15 protein-coding genes and 1 riboswitch are annotated in these 14,796 nt (G+C 74.3%); of the genes, 7 read left to right on the top strand and 8 right to left on the bottom strand.

The annotated features are described in order from the left end of the window. Nucleotides 1-213: 213 nt before the first annotated feature. From QNO07_RS19545 to QNO07_RS19535, 3 genes are all read right to left on the bottom strand, one after another. A complete protein-coding gene (locus tag QNO07_RS19545; RefSeq protein ID WP_283993473.1) occupies nucleotides 214-621 on the bottom strand; it encodes an SCO2097 family morphological protein in 408 nt (135 codons plus the stop codon). Between the two features lie 226 nt (nucleotides 622-847). After that, nucleotides 848-1,597 (bottom strand): class I SAM-dependent methyltransferase, encoded by a 750-nt coding sequence (locus QNO07_RS19540; protein WP_283993472.1) that lies wholly within the window; start codon nucleotides 1,595-1,597, stop codon nucleotides 848-850. A 42-nt stretch (nucleotides 1,598-1,639) separates the two neighbouring features. Further along, entirely contained in the window at nucleotides 1,640-2,125 is a 486-nt protein-coding gene (locus QNO07_RS19535) for an SAV_6107 family HEPN domain-containing protein (RefSeq protein ID WP_283993471.1), read from the bottom strand. 130 nt (nucleotides 2,126-2,255) lie between these two features. On the opposite strand from QNO07_RS19535, the gene QNO07_RS19530 reads away from it, so the two are divergent. The 5 genes from QNO07_RS19530 to QNO07_RS19510 all read left to right on the top strand — a co-directional run bounded on the left by QNO07_RS19530 (nucleotide 2,256) and on the right by QNO07_RS19510 (nucleotide 8,244). After that, nucleotides 2,256-3,110 carry an ATP-binding cassette domain-containing protein gene (locus QNO07_RS19530; protein WP_283993470.1) on the top strand — a complete coding sequence of 285 codons (855 nt, stop codon included), beginning with the start codon at nucleotides 2,256-2,258 and terminating at the stop codon, nucleotides 3,108-3,110. Further along, the gene (locus QNO07_RS19525) at nucleotides 3,082-5,199 is read left to right on the top strand and encodes a YhgE/Pip family protein (protein ID WP_283993469.1); all 2,118 of its coding nucleotides are present in this window, start codon (nucleotides 3,082-3,084) and stop codon (nucleotides 5,197-5,199) included. Before QNO07_RS19530 ends, QNO07_RS19525 begins: the two co-directional genes overlap by 29 nt. Nucleotides 5,200-5,215: 16 nt before the next feature. Next, a complete protein-coding gene (locus QNO07_RS19520; RefSeq protein WP_283993468.1) occupies nucleotides 5,216-5,860 on the top strand; it encodes a TetR/AcrR family transcriptional regulator in 645 nt (214 codons plus the stop codon). Between the two features lie 243 nt (nucleotides 5,861-6,103). Beyond that, the gene (locus tag QNO07_RS19515) at nucleotides 6,104-6,730 is read left to right on the top strand and encodes a DUF4126 domain-containing protein (RefSeq protein ID WP_283993467.1); all 627 of its coding nucleotides are present in this window, start codon (nucleotides 6,104-6,106) and stop codon (nucleotides 6,728-6,730) included. Nucleotides 6,731-6,741: 11 nt separating this feature from the next. Further along, complete coding sequence (locus tag QNO07_RS19510) at nucleotides 6,742-8,244, top strand: phytoene desaturase family protein (RefSeq protein ID WP_283993466.1); 1,503 nt, start codon at nucleotides 6,742-6,744, stop codon at nucleotides 8,242-8,244. Between the two features lie 46 nt (nucleotides 8,245-8,290). On the opposite strand, the gene QNO07_RS27725 is transcribed toward QNO07_RS19510, so the two are convergent. The 5 genes from QNO07_RS27725 to QNO07_RS19485 all read right to left on the bottom strand — a co-directional run bounded on the left by QNO07_RS27725 (nucleotide 8,291) and on the right by QNO07_RS19485 (nucleotide 13,166). Next, nucleotides 8,291-9,547, bottom strand: a complete 1,257-nt coding sequence (locus QNO07_RS27725; RefSeq protein WP_502961886.1) for a hypothetical protein — start codon at nucleotides 9,545-9,547, stop codon at nucleotides 8,291-8,293. Between the two features lie 20 nt (nucleotides 9,548-9,567). Beyond that, nucleotides 9,568-10,485: a methylenetetrahydrofolate reductase [NAD(P)H] gene (gene metF / locus QNO07_RS19500; RefSeq protein ID WP_283993465.1), complete on the bottom strand. Its 918-nt coding sequence runs from the start codon at nucleotides 10,483-10,485 to the stop codon at nucleotides 9,568-9,570. 80 nt (nucleotides 10,486-10,565) lie between these two features. Continuing rightward, nucleotides 10,566-11,243, bottom strand: a complete 678-nt coding sequence (gene thiE / locus QNO07_RS19495; protein WP_283993464.1) for a thiamine phosphate synthase — start codon at nucleotides 11,241-11,243, stop codon at nucleotides 10,566-10,568. A 120-nt stretch (nucleotides 11,244-11,363) separates the two neighbouring features. Next, nucleotides 11,364-11,729, bottom strand: a complete 366-nt coding sequence (locus tag QNO07_RS19490) for an Rv2175c family DNA-binding protein (protein WP_283993463.1) — start codon at nucleotides 11,727-11,729, stop codon at nucleotides 11,364-11,366. A gap of 105 nt (nucleotides 11,730-11,834) precedes the next feature. Next, nucleotides 11,835-13,166 (bottom strand): NAD(P)/FAD-dependent oxidoreductase, encoded by a 1,332-nt coding sequence (locus QNO07_RS19485; protein ID WP_283993462.1) that lies wholly within the window; start codon nucleotides 13,164-13,166, stop codon nucleotides 11,835-11,837. Nucleotides 13,167-13,303: 137 nt separating this feature from the next. Continuing rightward, nucleotides 13,304-13,415: riboswitch (TPP riboswitch) on the top strand. Here QNO07_RS19485 and thiO point away from each other — a divergent pair. Together thiO and thiS are read left to right on the top strand one after the other, a co-directional pair. Continuing rightward, nucleotides 13,413-14,594, top strand: coding sequence for a glycine oxidase ThiO (gene thiO, locus QNO07_RS19480; protein WP_283993461.1), 1,182 nt, complete (start codon nucleotides 13,413-13,415; stop codon nucleotides 14,592-14,594). Its footprint overlaps the riboswitch before it by 3 nt. Then, a complete protein-coding gene (gene thiS / locus QNO07_RS19475) occupies nucleotides 14,591-14,791 on the top strand; it encodes a sulfur carrier protein ThiS (RefSeq protein WP_283993460.1) in 201 nt (66 codons plus the stop codon). Before thiO ends, thiS begins: the two co-directional genes overlap by 4 nt. The last annotated feature ends 5 nt before the right edge of the window (nucleotides 14,792-14,796 follow it).

The following is a 14,796-nucleotide window of genomic DNA, read 5'->3' as shown; positions in this document are numbered from 1 at the left end:
GCTCGATGCCGGGCGGGACCCTGATGTTGGTCAGAACCCTGAGGTGGATCGGGCTTGAGGTTGATCGGGGCCTGAGATGATCGCGGCGATGCGTTCGCCGGCTCCCCGATGACGACTCGGGGCGCGTGCGGGCGGGGACGCGGCTGAAGGGCCACCCCGACGGCTCGGGTGGCCCTTGCGCTTGCGCAGGGGTGCCGGCGGCCCGGCCGGGGGCTACTGCTGCTCGTCCCGGCGGCGCTGCCAGCGCTGTTCGATGCGGTTCATCATGGAGCGGCGCTGCTTGGGCTGGCGCCCCTGCGCGGGCGCGGCTCCTCCGGCCGGCTGGGGGTGGCTTTCGCCCTCCCCGGCTTTCGGCCCCTTGCGCCATCCGGTCACGGCCAGCACGGCACAGCCGAGCATGACCAGGAAACCGACAACGCTGATCCAGATGGTCTGCGAGACCATACCGGCCATGAGGAGCGCGATACCTACGAGGAAGCCCGCAACCGCCTGATAGACCCGCTTGCGGGACGGCGCGCGCAGCTCGCTTCCCTCGAGCGCTGTCGCGAACTTGGGATCTTCGGCGTACAGCGCTCGCTCCATCTGCTCGAGCATGCGCTGCTCGTGCTCAGAGAGCGGCACGGAGTCCTCCTACTCGTCGGTCGCGGGGGCGACCGGATGCGACCCTTCAAGGATAGGCAGGGAATCGTCCCCGTGAAACCCGCCCCTCACGCCAATTCCTCCCACCGGCCAGGAACGACTGACAGATCACAGCAGTGGCCATCTCATTCCCCTGCTGCCGACCCGTCATGCCCGACGGTGTCCTTCGATCATACGGCGGGTAGCGGGCGATCGGGTGGCCTGTGGTCTAGCGCACCTCGGCCAGTACGTGCAACTGGGTGGCGACGGCGTGGAACGCGGGCAGCTCGGCGGCGGCGGCCTCCAGTTGGGCGAGCGCACGCTGGGCGCCCGGCTCGGTGTCCACCAGCGCCCCGGGCACCAGGTCGGTGAAGACCCGGACGCCGTGGACCGACCCGACCCGCAGGCCGGTGTCCGCGACGAGCGAGGTCAGCTGGTCGGCGGTGAAGCGCCGGGGCATCGGGTCGGAGGCGCCCCAGCGGCCGTCGGGGTCGTCGAGGGCGCGGTGGGCCTCGGTGAAGTGCCCGGCGAGGGCACGGGCCAGCACGGCGCCGCCCAGGCCCGCGGCGAGCAGGCTGAGCGTGCCGCCGTCCGACCGCAGGGCGGCGACGGCGTTGCGCAGCCCTTCAGCCGGGTCGTCGACGTACTCCAGGACTCCGTGGCAGAGCACGGCGTCGTACCGGCCGCGCTCGACCACGTCGAAGAGGCCGTGGGCGTCGCCCTGCACGCCGGTGACCCGGTCGGCGACCCCCTCCTCCGCCGCCCGGCGCTCCAGGGCGAACAGGGCGTTGGGGCTGGGGTCGACGACCGTCACCCGGTGGCCGAGCTCGGCAACCGGTACGGCGAAGTGGCCGGAGCCGCCGCCGGTGTCGAGCACGTCGAGGGAGTTCCGCCCGGTGGCCTTGATGCGGCGGTCGAGTGCCTCCCGCAGCACCTCCCAGACCACGGCGGTACGGAGGGATGCGCGGGGGCGGGACATGACGGTGCTCCTCGGCGGCTTCAGGTGCTGGCTGGCCCCACCCTATTGCCTCGCGGCAGCGGGTGACTCCGCCTCCACGCGCGCCCGGGGAAATGCCGGCTGGGAAATGAGCAGCCGTTCCACCGTGCGCAGGAACACGCCGACCGCGCGCACGAGGTCGTCGGCCTCGCGGTCGCTGACCGCCCCGCGGATACCGGCCTCGGCACGCGCCCGGCGGGTGGCGCCGGAGGCGAAGTGCAGGCTCCACTCGGCGAGCTCGGGGGCGATCTCCGGCAGCACCTCCCAGGCGCTGCGTATCTTGCGGCGGGCCCGCTCGGTGGCCTCCGGCCGGCCGCGCACCGCCAGGACGGCCGCGGCGGTGCGCAGCGCGGCGAGGTGGGCGGTGGCGTAGCGGTCGTTGGGCTGCTCCTGGGCGGCGGCCTCGTCGAGGCCGTGCTGCGCCTGGGAGAGCAGGTCGAGTGCGGCCGGCGGGGCGGTGGACCGCCGCAGCACGGGGTGGATGTCGCTCGGGGGCCCGTTCAGTTTCATCGACTGGTGCCTCCTTCGCTTTCTCAGCTCATTCCCTCGTATGCACACATCGTGGACCACCCCACTGACAATCGGCGCTGACCGGCTGCTACTGTTTTGAACTGACCAGTCAGTTCAATGGGGAGGCGTCATGGCAGGGGCGGCAGTCACCGCCGAGGGCCTGGGCATGAAGGGGTCGCGCGGCACGGTCTTCGAGGGGGTCTCACTCGACGCGCCCGCGGGTTCGCTGATCTGCGTCGAGGGCCCGTCCGGGGCGGGGCGCACCTGCCTGCTGCTGGCCCTCACCGGGCGCATGCGGACGACCGCGGGCCACGCGGTGGTCGACGGGCACCCGCTGCCGAAGCGGATGGCGGCCGTGCGGCGGGTGGCCGCCCTCGGACCGGTACCGGGCGTCACCGACCTGGAACCGTCGCTGACCGTCGTCGAGCACCTGCGGGAACGGGCGCTGCTACGCAGCTACTTCAGCGGGTGGCGCCGGGAACCCAGAGCCCAGCGGCTGGCCCGGGTGGACGCCGCGCTGGAGACCGCGGGGCTGGACCTCGACGCTCTGGTCAAGGGGCCGCGAACCGCGGTGCGCGACCTGGAGCGGTTGGAGTCGCTGCGCCTTGGCGTGGCGCTGGCCCTGCTGGACCGCCCGCGGCTGCTGGCCGTGGACGACCTCGACCTGAAGCTGTCCGACGCCGAACGGGACGCCGCCTGGACCCTGCTGCGCGACATCACGGCCCAGGGCGTGACGGTCCTGGCGGTGAGCAGCGAGCCGCCCGCGGACACCGCCGGCGCGCAGGTCAGAACCGTGCACCTGGGCCCGGAGGGCACCAGCGCGGGCACGGACGCCAGCACGGAGGCCGTGCCTGTCACCGCGGACCCGGCCGACACCACGGACCCGGCTGACACCAGCACCACCAGCACCACCAGCACCACCAGCACCACCAGCACCAACATGGAGGGGGACGAGGATGCGCTCGCCGAGGCTGGCCGCGCTTGAGCTGAAGCGGTTCGGCAGGGGGAAGCTGCCGCGGGCGGCGCTGGCGGCGATGCTGCTGCTGCCGCTGCTCTACGGCGCGCTGTACCTGTGGTCGTTCTGGGACCCGTACGACCGCCTGGACCGCATACCCGTGGCGCTGGTCAACGAGGACCGCGGCGCGACGGTGGAACCGCAGGACGGCGAGGACGGCTCCGGCGAGCCGGAGCGCGTCACCGCCGGCAAGGACCTGGAGAAGGGCCTGCTGGACAGCAACACCTTCGACTGGCACCGCACCTCCGCCGCCGAGGCCCGCAAGGGCGTCGAGGACGGCACCTACTACCTCTCACTGACCGTGCCCGCCGACTTCAGCCGCAAGGTCGCCTCCAGCTCCGGCGACAACCCGGAGAACGGCGCGCTGAGGGTGCAGACGAACGACGCGAACAACTACATCGTCGGGCAGATCTCCCGTACGGTCTTCGCCGACGTGCGCGCGGCGGCGTCCGCCAAGACCTCACGTGGCTTCTACGACAAGATCTTCGTGTCCTTCTCCTCGATCCACGACGCGACGAAGAAGGCCGCCGAGGGCGCCGACGAGCTGAAGGACGGCATCGGGGACGCGAAGAAGGGGGCCGGTGAGCTGGCCGACGGCTCCTCCAACGCGAAGACGGGGGCCAAGAACCTCAGCGACGGCGTCAGCCGCCTCGACGACGGCGCCCGCGACCTCCAGAAGGGCACGAAGCAGGTCGCGGACGGCACCCGCACCCTCGCCGAGAAGGTCAACAAACTCGCCGAGGCCGTGGGACCGCTCGCGAACCGCGCCGACGGCAAGGACGTCGCGGTGGTCGCGGGCGACGTCGCCGACGCCGCGAAGACCGCGCAGGCGCATGTGCGCACCCTGCCGCAGGACGCGGCGAAGGCGGCGCGGCTGGCCCGCGCCGCCGCCGACAGCGCCGAGCGGCTGGACACCGCGCTGTGCGGGCCGGAGGCCCCCGAGTCGCCGGTGGACTGCCAGGAGTTGGGTGAGCACGCCGACGCGGCCGGCTCGGCGGCCGACGCGGCGGAGGCCGCCGACCGCAAGGTGCGGGACGACCAGGCGCTCGACCGGCTGGACAAGGACCTCGGCACGCTGCGCACCATGGCGCTGGACGTGCAGCGCAAGGCTCCGCGGCTCAGCGAGGACCTCAGCACCGCCGTCTCCCAGGTGAACGCGCTCAACAAGGGCGCCCAGCAGGTGAACTCCGGTGCGGGCAGGCTCAAGACGGGCCTGGGCACCGCCAAGGACGGCGCCCGCGAACTGGACGAGGGCCTCGGCCGGCTCAGCTCGGGTGCGCGGTCGCTCAACGGCGGCATGTTCAAGCTCGCGGACGGCTCCGGCGACCTCTCCAAGGGCCTGCACGACGGCGTGGAGCGCATCCCCGACTACGACGAGGACGAGCGGGCCGGCCGCAGCTCGGTGATGGCCGACCCCGTGCAGCTCGACTCCGGCAAGGCGCACGCCGCGCCCAACTACGGCACCGGCTTCGCGCCGTACTTCATCCCGCTCTCGCTGTGGGTCGGGGCGATGGTCGCGTACATGCTGCTGCCGCCGCTCAACCGGCGGGCGCTCGCGGCGGGCGCGCCCGCCTGGCGCACCGCGCTGGCCGGCTGGCTCCCGGTGGCGGGCATCGGCGCGCTCCAGGTGCTGGCGCTGCTCGCCGTGCTGCGCTGGGGGCTGGGCCTGGAGCCGGCCAGGACGGCCGGCACGGTCGGCTTCCTGATGCTGGTCACCGTCTGCTTCGCGGCCGTCATCCAGTGGCTCAACGCCCGCTTCGGGCCGGCCGGGCGCATCCTGGTGCTGGCGCTGCTGATGCTCCAGCTCACGTCCGCCGGCGGCACCTACCCGGTGCAGACCAGCCCGGACTTCTTCAACGTCCTGCACCCGCTGCTGCCGATGACCTACGTGGTGGAGGGGCTTCGGCACCTGATCACCGGCGGGGAGCTGTGGCCCGTGTGGCGGGCGTGCGCGGTACTCGCGGGCTACACCGTGGGCGCCCTCGCGCTCACCGCGTGGACCGCGCGCCGAAGCTCGGTGTGGACCCTGAAGCGCCTGCACCCGGAGCTGACCCTGTGAGGAGACAATCGTGTACATGAAAAGCGGCACGAGCAGTACGAGCGGCGCGGGCGGCACCCGCCGGGACGCGACCCGGCAGAAGCTGTACGAGGCGGCGGTGACCCTCATCGCCGAGCAGGGCTTCTCCTCCACCACGGTGGAGCAGATCGCCGAACGGGCCGGTGTCGCCAAGGGCACCGTCTACTACAACTTCGCGAGCAAGAACGAGCTGTTCGAGGAGCTGCTGCGGCACGGCGTGGAACTGCTCACCGCGCAGCTGCGTCAGGCGGGCGCAGCCACAGCCGCCGCGGGCGGCAGCCGGGTCGACGAGCTGGACGCCATGATCCGGGCGGGCCTGCTCTTCATCGACCGCTACCCGGCCTTCACCCAGCTGTACGTCGCGGAGCTGTGGCGGACCAACCGGACCTGGCAGTCCACCCTGCTGGTGGTCCGCGAGCAGGCCGTGTCGGTGGTGGAGGGCGCACTGCGCGCCGGGGTCGACGAGGGGGAGCTGAGCCCGGAGATCGACGTCAAGCTGACCGCGGCGGCGCTGGTGGGCATGGTGCTGGTGGCGGCACTGGACTGGCAGTCGTTCCAGCCGGACCGTTCGCTGGACGAGGTGCACGCGGCGCTCTCGCTGCTGCTCCAGGGCCGGGTAGCAGGCCACGGGCGGCCCCGGTAGCGCCTACCGGGACCGCCCGTGCCTCCCCCCGTTCCCCCGCACCCCCGTACGGTCTCCCCCTGCCGGGAGGACGACCGCCCCCGTTCCGCCGCCCCGTGTCGGCGGTCCTGCGGCGCGTCCTCCCGGTGCTCTGTACTCTGCCGCCCCGGCAGGTCGCCGCCCATCCGCGCGGGTACTCAACCCCGTTGGTGAGTACGCCTACTCACCTCTGGGCCTGCGGGCCCACACGCTACGATCACCGGCGTGTCCGTACTCCCTCTGGTCTTCACCAGCGGCTGGGCGAGCGGCATCAACGCCTACGCCGTGGTCCTGCTGCTCGGCTTCTTCGGCTCCACCGGGCTCTCCGACGACGTGCCCGAGGCGCTGCAGCGCACCGACGTGCTGATCGCGGCGGGCGTGCTGTTCGCGATCGAGGCGGTCGCCGACAAGGTGCCGTACGTGGACTCGGTGTGGGACGCGGCGCACACCGTGGTGCGGCCGGTCGCCGGAGGTGTGATCGCGGCGCTGCTGGCCGGTGAGGACGGTTCGCTGTCGCAGCTGTCGGCGGGCGCGGTGGGCGGCACGACGGCGCTGCTGAGCCATCTGGTCAAGGCGGGCACCAGGATGGCGGTCAACACCTCGCCGGAGCCCGCCTCGAACATCGTGGTGAGCGTGCTGGAGGACCTCGGCGTCGCCGCGGTGATCACCGTCGCGATCTTCAACCCGGTCGCCGCGGCCGTCGTCGCGGCCGTGCTGCTGGTCCTCGGCGGGCTGCTGGTGGTCTTCCTCGCGGGCCGCGTCCGGCGCTTCCTGCGCCGCCGGCGGGAGCGCCGGGCCGCTGCCGAGGACAGGGGGGCCACCGGCGCCGGGGTCGGTCCACCGCCGGGTTAGAGTCGCTGCCCATGGCACGGATTGTGGTGATCGGCAGCGGGTTGGGGGCCATGGCCGCCGCGGCCCGCCTCGCGGTGGCGGGCGACCAGGTGACGGTGTTCGAGCGCGGCGAGACCTTCGGCGGGGCCGTCGGCCGGTACACGCGGGACGGGTTCGCCTTCGACACCGGCCCGGGGCTGCTGCAACTGCCCGCGGTCTGGCGGGACCTGTTCGTCAAGACCGGGCGCGAACCGCTGGAGCGGTGCGTGCGCATGCACCAGCCGGACCCGGCCACCCGGCACCTCTTCGCCGACGGCACCGGCGTGACCCTGCCGGCCGGTTCCCGCTCCGGGGTGATCGGCGCGCTGGACGCGGCGCTGGGCGAGGGCGCCGGCACCCGCTGGACGGATCTGGTGGGCCGGGCCAGGACGGCCTGGGAGGCCACCCGGCGTCCCCTGCTGGAGGAACCGCTCACCGCCGCCACGGACCCGGCACCCGCGGCCCGCGACCCCTACCCGGCGCTGCGGCGGCGCGGACTGCTCCGCCGGCGTCCGCCGACGCTGGCGGAGGTGGCCGCGGACGAGCTGCGCGACCCGCGGCTGGTGGCCCTGCTCGGCAGCTACGCCCTCGGCTACGGCTACCCGCCGGCCGCCGCGCCGGCGAGCGCCACCGTGCTCGCGTACCTGGAGCAGACCTTCGGCAGCTGGTACGTGGAGGGCGGTCTGCGCGAACTGGCCGCCGCGGTGCACCGCCGGTGCACCGAACGCCGGGTGGAGTTCGTGTTCGGTGCGGAGGTCACCGAGGTGCTGGTGGCGGACGGGCGGGCCGCCGGGGTGCGGCTGGCCGACGGAACGCAGGTCGTGGCCGACGCCGTGGTCGGCGGTGCACACCCGGGCCGCCGGTGGCCCGCCGGTGTGCCCGCCCCGGCAGGGGGCGCGGCTCCGGCGGGGCTCGGGCGGCTGCGGGTGCTGCTCGCGCTGCGCGGCGCCCGTCCGGCGGACGCCGTGCACCGCACGGTGGTGCACGCCGCCGACCCGGCGGCCGAGGCGGCGATGCTGGACGCGACCCGGCCCGGCCCGCTGTGCGCCGCCCCCACCGTGACCGTGCTGCGGCCCGACGACGCCGCGCTGCGGCCGGACGACGAGCACGAGGCGGTGACGCTCACCGTGACGGTGCCCGCGCACGGCCCGGTGGACTGGGCGGCGGAGGGCGCCGCCGACGCGTACGCGGACCGGGTGCTGGCCGCCGTCGACGCGGCCGGCCTCGGCCTGGGGCCGCGCACGCTGTGGCGGGAGGTGCGCACCCCCGCGGACACCGAGCGGGAGACCGGCGCGGCCGGTGGCGCGGTACCGGGCCCCGCCCTGGCCGGGCAGGGCGGGCGGTGGCTGGCAGGCGCCAACACCGGCGCGCTGCCCGGCTTCTACCGGGTGGGCGGCAGCGCGCACCCGGGTGGCGGCCCGGCGCACGCGGGCATGTCGGGGGCGATGGCCGCCGGACTGATCCTGGAGGGCGAGGGCTGGCGCGGCTCGCAGTGACGACGCCGCGGGACCGGCCGCAACCAGGACCGCCGTGCCGGGGCCGCTACCAGCGCTGCGGCGGGTTGGGGTAGCCGTTGCTGTCGTAGGGGTAGGGCGACGGCTCGGGCTCGTTGTCCCGCTGCTGCGGCACCCACACCCCGTCGGCCGGCGCCTGCTGCTGGCCCGCCGGGTAGCCGCCTGCGGCGCCGTAGGAGGCGGGGTCCTGGCCGCCGGTGCCGTACCCACCGCCCCAACTGCCGTCGCCCTGCCCGTAGCCGTTGGAGGGATCTCCCTGCCCGTAGCCGCCGGAGGGGTCCGCCGGGTAGGAGCCGGAGGGTTGCGGGGCCGCCGGGTAGGCGGCGGGGTCGTACCCCGCCTGGGGGTAGCCGCCGGCGTCGTACCCGGGCTGGGCGTAGGAGCCGGTGCCGTAGCCCGCCGGGTCGTAGCCGCTGCCGCTCTGGTAGCCGGTGCCCCCCTGGTAGCCGGTGCCGCTCTGGTAACCCGTGCCGTCCTGGTACCCGGTGCCGGAGTCGTAGCCGCCGGACGTGTCGTAGCCGGCGTAGCCGGGAGAGGGGTCGTAGCCGCCCTGCGTGCCCCAGCCCTGGGCCGGGGACGGGTCCGGGGAACCGCCGACGTACGGGTCGGAGTAGGCGGCGTAGGCCGTCTGCGGCTCCGCCGGGTAGCCCTGATCCGACGGGTAGCCCTGATCCGACGGGTGGCCCTGGCCGGGCTCCCCGGCGTAGCCGTGCTCCGGCGGGCTCTGCGCCGGCATGGCCTGCGTGGCGTCCGCGTGGCCGGGCACGCCCGTGGCGTACGGGTCCGACCGGTTACCCCAGACGTCGGTCTCGGCGAACTCCTCGGCGAGCGGGGCCCGTTCGGCGTTGCGGTCGTAGACGCCGTACTGCCCGGTGTCGTCGGGCATCGGTTCCAGCTTGTAGGAGGCGGCCTCCTCCGGTTTCCAGGCGGCAGTCTGCTCCAGCCTGGAGACCTCCAGCACGGGGTCGGCCTTCTTGTCGGCCTTCCGGTCGCCGTCCGCACCCGCCGGGTCGCGCTTGCCCAGTCCCGGCAGTCCGGGCAGTGCCCAGCCGGTGGCGAATCCCTGCCGGAACGAGAGGGTGACGAAGGTCTGGCCGACGGCGAAGGCGACCGTGCCCGCCGCTATCACCCACACGTCCGGCATCAGCACGCCTATGACCACGCCCAGGAAGCCGAAGAAGGCCAGCAGCCGCCAGCGCAACCGTGCCTTGTACTGCAGCAGCACCTCACCCAGCAGCCACAGTGCGACCACGCCGAACGCGATGTAGAGGACCGCCCAGCCCATGTACGCCCCCTCACCGGACCTCAGGACCGCCGGTGCAGCCCCAGGTTCTCGTAGATTTCCAGCGTCGCCGTGGAGTGGTTGAGCGTGATGAAGTGAAGGCCGGGAATGTCCTCGGCCATCAGCCTCGCGCAGAGCTCCGTGGCGTACTCGATCCCGACCGAGCGTACAGCGGCCGGATCGTCCTTGACCGCCAGGATGCGCTCTGCCAGTTCCGGAGGGAACGACGCGTTGCTCAGCTGGGCGAACCGCTCGATCTGCCGCACGTTCGTGACCGGCATGATCTCCGGAATGATGGGCGTCTGGCAACCTGCCGCGGCGACCCGGTCGCGCAGCCGCAGGTAGTCGTCCGGGTAGAAGAACATCTGCGTGATCGCGTAATCCGCGCCCGCCCGGCACTTGTTGACGAAGTGCCGCACGTCGGAGTCCCAGTCGGTGGAGCGCGGATGCATCTCCGGGTAGGCGGCCACGCCGACGCAGAAGTCGCCGGACTCCTTGATGAGTTCCACCAGTTCGTGTGCGTAGGTGACGCCCTCCGGGTGCCGTACCCACTCCCCCAGCGGGTCGCCGGGCGGGTCGCCGCGCAGCGCGAGCATGTTGCGGATGCCGGCGTCCGCGTACTGGCCGATGACGTTGCGCAGCTCGGCCACCGAGTGGTTCACCGCGGTGAGGTGTGCCACCGGGGTCAGCGTGGTGTCGGTGGCGATGCGCTCGGTGGCACGCACCGTGCCCTCCCGGGACGAGCCGCCGGCCCCGTAGGTGACCGACACGAACGTCGGCCCGACGGCCTCGATCCGGCGGATCGCGTTCCACAGGGTCCGCTCGCCCTTGTCCGTCTTCGGTGCCATGAACTCGAAGGAGTACGACTGCTCGCCGGAGGCGAGCAGCTCGCGGATGGTGCGCGCGCTGTCTGTCCTGGTGGATGAAATCCCGAGGGCCATACCCGCAGGCTATCCGGCCGGGGCCGCACGGCCAGAGCACGTTTCACACCTTGGACAGCGCCGCGCCGCGAATCCGCTGCTCAGCACGCCCGCAGCCGATTGCTGAGGTGTTCGGCGGCGGCTTCGGGGTCGTCGGCGGCGGTCAGTGCGCGCACCACCACGACGCGGCGCGCACCGGCGTCGAGTACCTCGTCCAGGTTGTCGGCGCTGATGCCGCCGATGGCGAACCAGGGGCGGACGTCGCCGGTCTCGGCGCTGCGTCGCGCCGCGTACCGCACCAGCGGCAGTCCGGGTGCGTGGCGGCCGGGCTTGGTGGGGGTCGGCCAGCAGGGGCCGGTGCAGAAGTAGTCCACGCCGGGCTCGGTCAGCGCCGCCTCGACCTCCTGTTCTGCGTGGGTGGAGCGTCCGATCAGCACCTGCTGCCCGCTGCGGGCGGAGGTGGCGCCCAGCACGGCACGGGCCGCCGGGACCGGGAGGTCGCCCTGGCCCAGGTGCAGCACGTCGGCGCCGATGGCGTGCGCGACGTCGGCGCGGTCGTTGACGGCGAGCAGCTTGCCGTGCCGGCGGCAGGCGTCAGCCATGACCTCCAGGTGGCGCAGCTCCTCGGCGGCCTCCATGCCCTTGTCGCGCAGCTGGACGATGTCCACGCCGCCGGCCAGTACCGCGTCGAGGAACGCCGGCAGGTCGCCCTGCTCCCGGCGCGCGTCGGTGCACAGGTAGAGGCGGGCGTCGGCGAGCCGGTCGGCTGCTGCGGGCATGGCGGGGTCCCCCCGGTGGCGGGGCGGGGGCTGCGGCTCGCGCGGCCCCCGCCGTCGGTGTGGCTGGCGTCCTTCTTTGTGGCGCGGCCCGGCGCGGCCCGGCGCGGCCCGGCGGGCCGCCTATACGGCGAGTGCCTGGGCGCGGCGCTTGACCTCGGTGCCGCGGTTCTCCCGCAGCGCCTGGGCCGGGGTGCCGGGGAGGGTGTCGTCCGGAGTGAACAGCCACTCCAGCATCTCCTCGTCGCTGTAGCCGTCGTCCCGCAGCAGGGTCAGCGTTCCGGAGAGGCCCTTGACGATCCGCCCCTCGCCGATGAAGTCGGCCGGGACCATCAGGACCCGGTTCTCACCCCGGCGGACGGCGATGAGCTGGCCCTCCCTGATCCACTGGCGGACCCGGGTCACCTGGACGTCGAGGCGTTCGGCGATCTCGGGGACGTTGAGCCAGGAGGGGACGAGCGCTTCGATCTTCGCATCAATCTCGTTCACCCCACCAAGACTGCCATCCGTTGGGCGCGAGCGACACACCGGTGGCCGTTCGGGGGCTGTGCACGAGCCGTCCGGGAACGGGTTGGGGAGCCCGGGAGGGCCGCGTCAGACCAGGTCGGGGCGAGGGCGCAGGACGGCCTGCCCGGCGGCCTTCTTCAGCGGCACGGCCGGGTCGGCGGCCAGGGTCCGGTCCAGGGGTGCCCCGCTCTCGATGAGCTTGCGTCCCTGGGCGGTGTCCCGCGGGCGGCCCACCGCAAGCAGCGCGCCCAGGCGCCCGTCCCGCAACCAGCACACCGCCCAGGAGGCGCCGCCCGGGTCGCCGCGCCACACCAGTTCGTCGCCCTCGGCGGCGTAGCCGGCGAACTGCACGAACCGGCCGAACTGCTCGGACCAGAAGTAGGGCACGGGATCGTAGACGGCGGAGACCGCGCCGCCCACCGGGACCGCCTGGCCGGCGTCGCCGCCCACCAGCCCGGCGGCGACCGCGCGCGGCCCCTGGAGCGCGTTGTCCCAGTGGTGGACCAGGAGGCGCCGCCCGTAGCGGGCCGAAGGGAACGAGGCGCAGTCGCCCACGGCGTACACGTCCGGCACCGAGGTGCGCAGCTGCTCGTCGGCGCGCACCGAGCCGTCCGGCGCCAGCTCGACGCCGGAGCCGGCCAGCCAGCCGGTGGCCGGGCGGGCGCCGATGCCGACCACCACGGCCCCGGCGGGCAGCACCGTCCCGTCGGTCAGCGCCACCTCGCCCGCCCGGACCTCGGCGACGGCCGTGCCGGTGCGCAGGACGGCCCCGCACTCCTCGTACCAACCGCGCATGTGGCCGGCGACCGCGGCCGGCAGGGCGCCGGCCAGCGGCCGGTCGGCCGCCTCGACCACCGTCACCGGGCAGCCCGCCTCCCGGGCCGCGGTGGTCAGTTCCGCGCCGATCCAGCCCGCGCCGACCACCACCAGCGGCACCTGCCCGCTCAGCACCGGCCGCAGCCGCTCGGCGTCGTCCAGGGTGCGCAGCACGTGCACGCCGGGCGGCCCCGAGCGGCCGGTGCCGGTGCCGGTGCCGGTGCCGGTGCCGGTGCCGGTGCCGGTGCCGGGAAGCGTCGCCGCCGCCGCGCCGGTGGCGAGGACCAGCCGGTCGTAGCGCACCTCTGCGTCCGCGGTGCGCACCACGCGGGCCTGCGGGTCCAGCGACTCGGCCCGGGTGCCCAGTTGCAGGGTGATGCCGAGCGCGGCGTAGTCGATGTCGAACGCGGAGCCGGCGGCCTTGCCGCTGAGTACGGCCTTCGACAGCGGCGGCCGGTCGTAGGGCCGGTGCGTCTCGGCACCCATCAGGGTGACGCCTCCGGCCCAGCCCTGTTCGCGGAGCTGGACGGCCGTCTGCACCCCGGCGAGGCCGGCGCCGACGATCACGACCCGCTGATGGCTCTGCTCGCTGCGTGAGGTCACCCGGTCACTGTAATTGCTGCTCGTACGGGCCCGGTGGACCGCGTCCCGGGCCCGTACGGCGGCCGGTGCGCGGCGGTGGTGCGGGACGCCGGGTGCTCCCTGGGGGGCGGCGGGGCACGGGCAGTAGGGTGAGGGCGAGATGCACTCGCGGGAGCCCGGCCGTACCGGGCTGAGAGGGAGGCTGGCGGCCTCCGACCGTAGGAACCTGCACCGGGTCATGCCGGCGAAGGGAGAAGGGGTGAGCCCATGCGTGTGGTGACGGTCGGCGGCGGTGTCATCGGCCTGGTGACGGCGTGGCGCGCGGCGCAGCGCGGCATGCACGTCACGGTGGTCGATCCGGAACCGGGCGGCGGCGCGGCGCAGGTCGCGGCGGGCATGCTGGCCGCGGTGACGGAGCTGCACTACGGGGAGGAGCAGCTGCTCGCCCTCAACCTGGCGTCGGCGGCGCGGTATCCGGACTTCGTGGCGGAACTCGCCGAGGCGGGCGGCGACGCCGCCGGGGACGTGGGCTACCGCACCTGCGGCACGCTGGCCGTCGCGCTTGACGCCGACGACCGCGCCCACCTGCGGGAGCTGCACGCGCTCCAGGAGCGCTGCGGGCTGCGCACGCAGTGGCTGACCGGCCGCGAGTGCCGGCGGCTGGAGCCGATGCTGGCGCCCGGTGTGCGCGGCGGCCTGCGGGTCGACGGCGACCACCAGGTGGATCCACGGCGGCTGGCGACTGCACTGGTGACGGCCGCGGAACGGGCCGGGGCGCGGTTCTGCAGGGTGCGCGCCCGCGGGCTGACCGTGCGCGGCGACCGCGCCGCAGGGGTGGAACTGGCCGACGGCACCACACTGGCGGCCGACGCGGTGGTGCTGGCGGCGGGCAGCGAGAGCGGCGACCTGGCCGGCGTCCCGCCGGAGGTGCTCCCGCCGGTGCGGCCGGTGAAGGGGCAGGTGCTGCGACTGCGGGTACCGCCGGAGTTCGGGCCGTTCCTGTCCCGGACCGTGCGCGCGGTGGTGCGCGGCGGCCACGTCTACCTGGTGCCTCGGATCGGCGGCGAACTGGTGCTGGGCGCCACGAGCGAGGAGACCGGCCATGACACCACGGTGACCGCCGGCGGCGTGTACGAGCTGCTGCGGGACGCGCACGAACTGGTGCCGGGCATCACCGAACTGCCGCTGGTGGAGACCCGTGCCGGGCTGCGGCCCGGTTCCCCCGACAACGCGCCGCTGCTGGGGCCGACCGGGCTGCCGGGGCTGCACCTGGCGACCGGGCACTACCGCAACGGCGTGCTGCTGACGCCCGTCACCGGGGACGCCGTCGCGGAGGCCCTGGAGACCGGGGAGCTGCCGGAGGTCGCGGTGCCGTTCTCCGCGCGGCGCTTCGAGACGGCACCGCACCCGTGCGACACCTCGAACACCCCCAGGGAGGTACCGGTATGAGAATCCAGCTGAACGGCGAACCGCACGAGGCGCAGGACGGGCAGGCCCTGGACGCGCTGGTGCGGACGGTGACCTCCGCGAGCAGCGGGGTCGCGGTGGCCGTCAACGAGTCGGTGGTGCCCCGCGGGAGCTGGGCCGCCACGCCGCTGGGCGAGGGCGACCGCGTGGAGATCCTCACCGCGGTACAGGGAGGCTGAGCACT

This window comes from Streptomyces sp. 549 (assembly GCF_030124175.1).
Classification (GTDB): Bacteria; Actinomycetota; Actinomycetes; order Streptomycetales; family Streptomycetaceae; genus Streptomyces.
The sequence above is the reverse complement of the archived record's forward strand: the minus strand, read 5'-3'. Positions and strand labels throughout refer to the sequence as shown.